Origin of the sequence: Devosia psychrophila (assembly GCF_000971275.1) — a bacterium.
GTDB classification, from domain to species: Bacteria; Pseudomonadota; Alphaproteobacteria; order Rhizobiales; family Devosiaceae; genus Devosia; species Devosia psychrophila.
The window spans coordinates 1-5,758 of record NZ_LAPV01000068.1 but is presented as its reverse complement, the minus strand read 5'-3'; the positions used below and the strand labels follow the sequence as shown (position 1 = coordinate 5,758).

Annotated in this window: 5 protein-coding genes; 3 read left to right on the top strand and 2 right to left on the bottom strand. The window is 60.7% G+C overall.

Features of this window, described 5'->3' with window-relative positions:
- A partial coding sequence (locus tag WH91_RS05520; RefSeq protein WP_046170012.1) for an aldo/keto reductase occupies nucleotides 1-452 on the top strand: 452 nt, incomplete at its 5' end.
- 40 nt (nucleotides 453-492) lie between these two features.
- Here WH91_RS05520 and WH91_RS05515 read toward each other — a convergent pair.
- Together WH91_RS05515 and WH91_RS05510 are read right to left on the bottom strand one after the other, a co-directional pair.
- Nucleotides 493-2,004 carry a UxaA family hydrolase gene (locus tag WH91_RS05515; RefSeq protein WP_046170011.1) on the bottom strand — a complete coding sequence of 504 codons (1,512 nt, stop codon included), beginning with the start codon at nucleotides 2,002-2,004 and terminating at the stop codon, nucleotides 493-495.
- Nucleotides 2,005-2,176: 172 nt separating this feature from the next.
- Nucleotides 2,177-2,851, bottom strand: a complete 675-nt coding sequence (locus WH91_RS05510) for a GntR family transcriptional regulator (RefSeq protein WP_046170010.1) — start codon at nucleotides 2,849-2,851, stop codon at nucleotides 2,177-2,179.
- Between the two features lie 246 nt (nucleotides 2,852-3,097).
- Between WH91_RS05510 and WH91_RS05505 the strand changes: the two genes are divergently transcribed.
- Both WH91_RS05505 and WH91_RS05500 read left to right on the top strand, forming a co-directional pair.
- Nucleotides 3,098-4,597 carry a sugar ABC transporter ATP-binding protein gene (locus WH91_RS05505; RefSeq protein ID WP_046170009.1) on the top strand — a complete coding sequence of 500 codons (1,500 nt, stop codon included), beginning with the start codon at nucleotides 3,098-3,100 and terminating at the stop codon, nucleotides 4,595-4,597.
- Entirely contained in the window at nucleotides 4,594-5,592 is a 999-nt protein-coding gene (locus WH91_RS05500; protein ID WP_046170008.1) for an ABC transporter permease, read from the top strand. Before WH91_RS05505 ends, WH91_RS05500 begins: the two co-directional genes overlap by 4 nt.
- Nucleotides 5,593-5,758: the final 166 nt, after the last annotated feature.

The window sequence follows — 5,758 nt, the reverse complement described above, 5'->3', positions numbered from 1 at the left end:
CACGGGGCGTGAATGAAGCCGGAGTGGTGATCGACGCGCTCAAAGAGGTGGACCTCGATTGCACCTTGCTGGCCGGTCGCCAAACCCTGCTTGAGCAGAACGCCAGCCAGTTGCTCGATCAGGCGAGCCAGCGCGGAATGGCGGTTGTGATTGGCGGCGTGTTCAACTCCGGGATCCTGGCGGCCGGGACGGTTGGCAATCGCAAGTTCAACTACAAGGACGTTCCCGAGGACGTCGCGCGCAAGGTCGATCTGCTAGCGATGGTCTGCTCCGAGTTCGACGTGCCACTGGCGGCTGCAGCCATCCAGTTCCCGTTCCGGCATCCTGCAGTCACGTCCGTTTTGATCGGCGCCAAGCACCCCGATCGGGTCCGACAGAACGTTGAGTGGTTCGAGCAGGACCTCCCCGATCAACTCTGGCAGGCGCTGGCTGATAAGGAATTGGTTGTCTGAAAGCATTTGCCCGGGTCGCAGATCGACACGGTGCCCGCCGCTACATGGTGGCGCCGAGACTCCATGGCACGAACTCGTTGTCGCCATAGCCCAGGCACTCGGACTTGCTGCGCGCGCCGGACGCAACGCGCACGATCTCGTCAAAGATCTCCCGGCCTTTGTCGGCAAGGCTCACACCATCAAGGACATCCCCGCAGTTGATGTCCATGTCTTCCCGCATCTGATCGAAAATGAAGGTGTTGGAAGCCAGCTTGATCGAGGGCGTCGGCTTGCAGCCAAAGGCTGAGCCGCGGCCGGTCGTGAAACACAGAATGTTTGCTCCCCCGGCTACCTGTCCCGTGGCAGAGACCGGATCGTAGCCGGGCGTATCCATGAATACGAGCCCGCGCTCGTTGATGGGCTCGGCATATTCGAACACCGCGCGCAGGTTCGTGGTGCCGCCCTTGGCCGCTGCGCCGAGCGATTTTTCGAGAATGGTGGTCAGCCCGCCCAGTTTGTTGCCCGGCGATGGATTGTTGTTCATCTGCATGTCATGCTTGGCCGTGTAGGCCTCCCACCAGCGGATACGCTCGATGAGCTTTTCGCCGACCTCGCGGTTCTCGGCTCGCAGGGTTAACAGGTGCTCCGCCCCATAGATCTCGGGCGTCTCTGACAGAACTGCCGTGCCGCCCTGGGCGACAAGAAGATCGACGGCTGCGCCAAGCGCCGGATTGGCACTTATGCCGGAGTAGCCATCGGACCCACCGCACTGCAGTGCCAGGACCAACTCCGAAACAGGCTGTGACGTACGGTGAACTGCGTTGACGATCGGCAGCATGTCCAGAATGGCCTGGACCCCCGCCTCCACCGTTTTGCGGGTGCCACCGGTTTCCTGGATGGTCATGCTGCGGAAGGTTGAGCTCTCGGAAATGTCGTAGGATTTCATCCAGCGTGGGATTTGGAAGGCTTCGCAGCCAAGTCCAACCATCAGCACGCCCCCCACATTTGGGTTGGTGGCAAAGCCCCACTGCGTACGTTTGAGAACGTCATAAGCGGGACCTTTGACATCAATCCCGCAGCCAGTGCCATGCACCAGAGCGATAACACCATCGACATTGGGATAATTGGCTAGGATGCCGGACCGGTTCACTTCATCGGCGATGAAACGAGCGACGCTGGCCGAGCAGTTTACCGAGGTGAGCGTTGCAATGTAGTTGCGGGTCCCAACCTTCCCATTGTCCCTCTTGAAGCCCATGAAGGTTTCCCGGTTCGCCTCGGGAATCATTTCGGTGTGCCGGGCCGCAGAGCTGAAGATGTAGTCGCGCTCGAAGCTGCGGACATACACGTTGTGCTCGTGCACCCAATCGCCCGCCGCGATCGGCTCCCGGGCAAAGCCAATGGTTTGGCCGTATTTGATGAGCGGCGCGTCCGCGGCAATAGGACGGGTCGCCATTTTGTGGCCGCGCGGAATGCGGGCCTTGGCCACCACGCCACCGGCGCTATCGCCTACATTGAGCACGTCTACTGCCAGGACGAGGTTGTCGGCATCCGAAAGCCTGAGGGATCTTGGCATCGCATCTCCAATAGCGGTTTCATCAGCGTGTTCGAAATACTAATATAATAGTTGCCGATACGCAAGGAAACCGGGCACAGCCTCACCCACCCTGCCAAGTTGGGGCGTGCAACGCTTAGGAAAGTATAGAGGTGAACTATGGCGGGACGGGTCTAGCTAGGTGCAGGCGGGTCTATCCCAGCACGTTCTCCGCCACTTCAAGGGTGTTGCGGAAGGAGGTTTCGAGATGGTTTTCCATGGCCCGCGCCGCGCCTTCTGGATCCTTCCGGCGCAAAGCTTCGAGGATAGCGGTATGCTGCTCGATGGTCTGGTCCCCATAGCCAGGCTTGGGAATGGCCATGTACCGTCCCCGGTCCATCTGCGCCTTGGAGATATCAACCGCCCGCCAAATCGCGGGGAAGCCGCAAATCTCCGCGATGGTGCGGTGAAAGACATCATCGAGCTGAATTGCCGTCGTGTAGCGCCCGCGCGTGATCGCCAGCCGGTGCGCCGCAATATTGTCCTCAAGACCTTCGGCCGCTGCGGCGTCGAACTTGGGGGCGGCGCGGCGGGCACTCTCCATCTCGAGAGCGCGCCGGATGACATAGGCTTCTTCAAGCCCATCGCGGCTGATCGGCGATACAAACGTGCCGGTTTGGGCGATGACCCGCACCAGCCCTTCATCGCTGATGCGCTTGACGGCCTCGCGAACCGGCGTTCGCGACACCCCTAGGATTTCGGCGATCAGGATTTCGTTGATCGATTCGCCGGGCTTGAGCTGCCCCATGACGATCATGTTGCGGACCATCTGGTAAATCTGATCGCGCAATGGCAGCGATCGATTCAGGCTCGAAGCGTCCAGTTCCATCTCTGCGCACTCCATTTACCCAGGTTATCAACACCATTATATTAGAATGTCAATTCCAGCCATTTTCCTAACCACCCGCCTAACGGCGAGCGCCAGTCAAATAACCTTTGCCATACTATTATATTAGTGTAATAGAACGAACAGCGTGTTGGGTAACAGTGCTGAAGGAGACTGCTTCCTCGTGGAAGTGGGGGCGGAACCTACCTGACACAAGATGACGGCGCTGCTGTGAGGAGGCAAAGCCGAATGAGCCCATCCGATTGCGCGCTGACAATGCGCGGCATCACCAAGACATTTCCAGGCGTCAAGGCGCTGTCCAATGTCAATTTTACCGTGCGCTATGGCACCATCCATGCCGTGGTCGGGGAGAATGGCGCGGGCAAATCCACCCTCATGAAAATCCTGAGTGGCACCTATATGCCCACCAGCGGCACGACCGAGATCGCCGGCGCCGAAGTCAGGATGCGCAAGCCCGCCGATGCCCAAAAGCTCGGCATCCGCATGGTTCACCAGGAACTCAATCTGGTTCCTGATCTCAGCGTCGCCGAAAATGTTTATCTGGGACGCATGCCGCGTCGGTGGGGAATGATCGACAAGGCGGCCATGGTTCGCAATGCCGCCGCTGTGCTCACGCAGCTCGGCGCCTCGATAGACCCCAGAGCGCGGCTGGGCGATCTGCCAATCAGTCAGCAGCAGCTGGTGGAAATCGCCAAGGCCTATTCGGCCGATCCGCGCGTTATCGTGCTGGACGAACCGACCTCCAGCTTGAGCGATCATGAGACAGCGGCGCTGTTCGCGATCCTGCGTCGCATGCGCGACAAGGGGATTGCCATCATCTACATCAGCCACCGCCTCAAGGAGGTCCTCGAGATCGCCGACGAGGTGACCATCCTTCGCGACGGCAACATGATCGAGACGCGACCCGCACACGGGGTCACCGCCGGTGAGATGATCAAGCTGATGGTGGGGCGCGACGTTACCGACATCTTCCCAAAGAGCCCTTCCGTCATCGGGGACGTGGTCTTCAAGGTCAGCGGACTCTCCGACGGACAGAATTTTGAAAACGTGAGTTTTGATGTGCGTGCCGGCGAAATCCTGGGGCTGACGGGACTGGTCGGCGCCGGTCGCACGGAAGTCGCCAAAGCCATCTTCGGTCTTGCCAGGCTTACCGCCGGCCAGATCGAGATTCATGGCAGGCCCGTCAAGATCGGCTCGCCCGCTGCAGCCGGCAAGGCCGGCGTGGTGTACGTGCCCGAGGACCGCAAACTAGACGGTATCATCCCGGCGATGACGGTGCGCGACAACATCATCCTGCCGATCCTGCGCCAGATCTGCAAACTGGGCCGGATCAGCACGCAGCAGGACCGGGCCCTGGCGGCGCGTTATGCCAAGGACCTCTCCATCATCCCGTCTGACCCCCAGCGTCGCATCGACTTGCTCTCCGTCGGAAACCAGCAGAAGGCGGTCATCTCCAAATGGCTGTCTGCCAATCCGTCCGTGCTGATCCTGGACGAACCGACTCGGGGCGTCGACGTCGGAGCCAAAGCCGAGATCCACCGCATCGTGGGCGAACTTGTGGCTGGCGGCATGGCCGTGGTGATGATCTCGTCGGAGCTCCCCGAGATCCTGGGTGTGTGCGACCGCGTCATTGTCATGCGGGAGGGTCGGGCATGCCCGGCCCTTGATCGGGCATCGTTGAACGACGAGCGCATCATGGCGCTCGCCACGGGGGAGGAGGCTGCATGAGCGAGGCTTCGATCGCTGCGCCAGCAAGCGCAAAGGATTCCAGGTTCAATCGCGGCAACAGGTTTGCGCAGTTCGCCTCCCGAGGTGCGCTGATCGTAGCGATCCTTGCCGCTCTTCTTTATGGCTCAATGGCCAGCCCGGTGTTTTTCACCTCGGGCAACCTGGTCAATATCCTGACATCAATGGCCCTGGTGGGCATTGTCGTGGTTGGCATGACCTTTGTTCTGGTCGTGGGCGGCATGGCCGAACTTTCGGTGCCCGCAACCATCGCCTGCGGTGCCATCCTCGCCTTGTCGCTGCAGCCTGAGATCGGCCCGGTTGCAGCTTTCGCAGTAGCGGTACTCCTTGCAGGCCTTTGCGGTCTCGTAAATGGCATCCTGATTGGGTACGTGGGCGTTAACCCGATCATCGCCACGCTCAGCGTCGGCACGATCGTTCTGGGCATCGTTCAGGCGGCAGTGGGCGGTGTCATCGTCTATGGCACAGATCCCGAAACCGCGGCCCTTGTCAAAGGTAGGGTCCTGGGCGTTCCAGTCATCGTCCTTGTGTTCGTCGCCATCGCGCTGATCGGCAATTTCGTGCTCGCCCGCTCGTTCTGGGGCCGCTGGACCAAAGCGACAGGTGGGAACTATCGCGCTGCCGAAGCCAGCGCCGTGCCTGTGCGCGCGGTCAAGGCCGGCGCCTTCGTGATCACCGCACTCTGCAGCGGACTGAGCGGCGCTCTACTTGGCCTCACGCTGCAAAGCGCCCGCCCGCTGGTCGGGACCGGTTATGAGTTCAGCGCCATCACTGCGGTCGTGGTGGGGGGCGTATCCATCATGGGTGGCTTCGGATCAATCCCACGTTCTATAGCCGGGCTGACCTTTGTCCAGATCCTGACCAACATCATGGTGCTGCAAGGCGTTCGGACACCGATGCAGGGCTTTGTGCTCGGGCTATTGATCGCCTTGGCGGTCGCTCTGGACGCAGCATTTCGCAAGCGGGGAGTGGCTTGATGACCCTGTTGTCCCAGATCGTTCGCTACCGTGTCGGCGTTATTCTGGCGCTGACCCTCATCGTCGCCACCGCCACGGTGCCGGGCTTTATTGACCTCACTACCCTGAGCCTCGGGCTTGATCTGCGGTGCACCCTATGGCGGATCCGCATGCGTCTCACCCACAT

Coding starts and splice junctions, on each gene's coding strand:
- WH91_RS05515 (WP_046170011.1), bottom strand. CDS start 2,004: ATGCCAAGATCCCTCAGGCTTTCGGATGCCGACAACCTCGTCCTGGCA.
- WH91_RS05510 (WP_046170010.1), bottom strand. CDS start 2,851: ATGGAACTGGACGCTTCGAGCCTGAATCGATCGCTGCCATTGCGCGAT.
- WH91_RS05505 (WP_046170009.1), top strand. CDS start 3,098: ATGAGCCCATCCGATTGCGCGCTGACAATGCGCGGCATCACCAAGACA.
- WH91_RS05500 (WP_046170008.1), top strand. CDS start 4,594: ATGAGCGAGGCTTCGATCGCTGCGCCAGCAAGCGCAAAGGATTCCAGG.